1 protein-coding gene is annotated in these 1819 nt (G+C 57.1%); it reads left to right on the top strand.

Annotated elements, in window-relative coordinates; all coding sequences use genetic code 11:
- Nucleotides 1-1819: phospholipase D-like domain-containing protein (locus AC07V8_RS25720; RefSeq protein ID WP_494681201.1), on the top strand; the 1819-nt coding region annotated here is incomplete at both ends.

The raw sequence follows: 1819 nt of genomic DNA, 5'->3' as shown, positions 1-1819 counted from the left end.
ATAAAAGCAATACCACCCACGTCGATTTGCACAGCCGCACCTGCATCGCAACGGTGCAATGGTTTTGCGAGCTGGATCAGGCTAGACATCCCATCACGCAGCACAATCAACTGGATATTTACCTATGCGGCCAGGAGTCCTTTGCAGAAATTGCCAAGGATATCGCCGCTGCCAAAGAGTCGATCGACCTGATCTGCTGGGGCTTCGATCCCGGCATGGAATTGGTGCGTAAGGACAACTGCGCCTGGCCACGCGGCTGGACATATGGCAGCATGCTGACCGAAGCCGCCGCGCGTCACGTCAAAGTACGTCTGCTGGTTTGGTATGATCGTTTGCCCAGCTATATACAGAACAATCTGGTTGGCTACACCGGCGACCAGCGCAAGGGTTATTTAATCGACTCTCCCTCCACCAGTGCCGAAGATACCCTCGCTCTCGGTCTCCAGCCGCCACCGCCGGTATTTGGTAACGATCCACGCAGCCCGGAGCAATTGCGCCAGGATTTTTGCGTGCAATGGTGGCGCGACGCCTTATCCGGCCGCATTGCCAATCTGGAAGTCAAATTCCGTAAAGGCAATCCTGATGCGATTCTAAAAAGCCTGAAAGATCCCGCCAGCCCGGAAGACATGCCCAGTACTTTGGCATCCAGCCATGGCGGTTTGATCAACGAGTACGATCTCATCGTCAAGAACGGCACCCATCATCAGAAGACCATTCTGATCGACTACGCACATGAAGGCGGAGCGAAGGCAGCCGGTTACGTGATGGGCCTCAATTCCACCAGCGACTATTGGGACACCGCCGAGCATCTGTTCGAGACGCCATTGCGTGAAACCGACTGGGTGCTGAAATCGAAGACCGCCAAAGATCTGGGCGCCGCCCATCGGATCAGCCGCGATCCGCTGCAAGACTATGTCAGCCGCATTCGGGGCGCGGCATTGCAGGATGTGCACAACAATTTTTTTACCGCCTGGCTAGCCGCAAAGGGGAAGCCGCACCCTGGAGAAAGCACGGCATTGCCGCCGCGCCTGCCGAAAGTGGCGCGCGGTTCGACGATACAGATCGTGCGCACGCACCCGGAAGAAGGCGATAAAACCATCAAGAATGCCTACTTCCAGGCCAGTGGCCTGGCGCGCAATTATCTGTATATCGAAAACCAGTATTTTTTTTACGAGCGCTGGGTGCGTCATCTGAAAGAGAAGCGCGCCGTATTTACCGAATGGTCGTGCGATGCCGGAGTCAGTCCGCGCGAGGCCAGGCTCCTGCACCTGTTCGTCGTGATGCCGCTGCCGGAAGATGACGGCATGGTGCCGCGCACCTACGATATGGTCAAGAGCCTCGGCGAAGGCCAAAGCATGACCGGCACAGATCCCCGCAAGCGCGAAGGGCAGCAAAGCATCATCCAGGCCGCCCGGAAAAAATACGACGACGATGTGGCGGCCTGGAACAGGATGACCCCAGAGCAGCAGATGGCAGAACCCGGCATGACGCCGATGAAAGATCCGCTGCTGCTGACCTCGGAACGGATACAGGAACCGGTAAAGAATCCCAGCACCGGCGCGATCGAATCCCTCGGCCTCAAGGTGCTGATAGCGCGGCTGATTACGCACAACAAAGGCCGCCCTTTACCCAGGCAGGTTTCCAACTACCGGCAAATCTACATCCACAGCAAGCTGATGATCATCGACGACTCGTTCATTACGCTGGGCAGCGCCAACATGAATCTGCGCAGCATGGCGGGAGATAGCGAGATCAATATGGTGACGGATGATGCGGCCAAGGCTGCGGAATTGCGGAAGCGGGTTTGGGGGTTGCATGC

Source organism: Collimonas sp. GW821-FHT02H07 (assembly GCF_059421505.1).
The sequence above is the reverse complement of the archived record's forward strand: the minus strand, read 5'-3'. Positions and strand labels throughout refer to the sequence as shown.